The organism is Acetobacterium wieringae, from assembly GCF_026646375.1.
In the GTDB taxonomy this organism is placed as follows: domain Bacteria; phylum Bacillota; class Clostridia; order Eubacteriales; family Eubacteriaceae; genus Acetobacterium; species Acetobacterium wieringae_A.
Genome location: NZ_JAIPPU010000058.1, coordinates 1 through 633 on the forward strand (window position 1 = coordinate 1; position 633 = coordinate 633).

Sequence of the window (633 nt, forward strand, 5' to 3'; positions counted from 1 at the left end):
TATTTAAATAAAAGCCTTAAAAATCAATGATTTGAGGCTTGACAATATAGGAAGGATATAATGAAAAACACATTAAAGAATGAAAAAGAGATAGGAAATCAAAAAAAAGAATCGTTTATAGAAAATCATTTTGATTTAGAAACAATAGATTCGATAGTTGATTTTGCAAAGGGCTGTTTTGTAGCTTTGGTAGGTCTTGGAGTATTGCATGTAATATTATATGGATTAAGCTACATTGGCGTAGCGTGTACTGTAACTGCAACAATATGGATGGTTGGGTGCGGAGCAGGGGCTATTATATGTGGATTGATTTTTCTTGGAAATATATGGATGTCATACTGGTCTTGCTTTACAATGCCAGTTCCGGAGTTTTGGTTTGCAACGGCATTGCTACCAGGCATATTTTTTATTAGATCATTGATATTTGTTTAAAAATATTGATTTCGAAATGATCAAGAAAAAGAAAACAGATAGCTATGATTGGGAGCAGGAATTTTAAATTTGTTTCCCGAGGAAACAAGGTGATTATAATGAAACTTGTTTCCTTTAATTAAACATCGACGAAACGCACCCGGTGTGTAAATGGAACTCTGGGAATGAGCTGGAGCAAAAAACGCACCCGGTGCGTAAATG

Annotated in this window: 1 protein-coding gene; it reads left to right on the top strand. The window is 34.4% G+C overall.

The genetic code is table 11. The features are described from left to right. Window positions 1-60: 60 nt before the first annotated feature. Complete coding sequence (locus Q7P33_RS17930; RefSeq protein WP_303872105.1) at window positions 61-432, top strand: hypothetical protein; 372 nt, start codon at window positions 61-63, stop codon at window positions 430-432. Window positions 433-633: the final 201 nt, after the last annotated feature.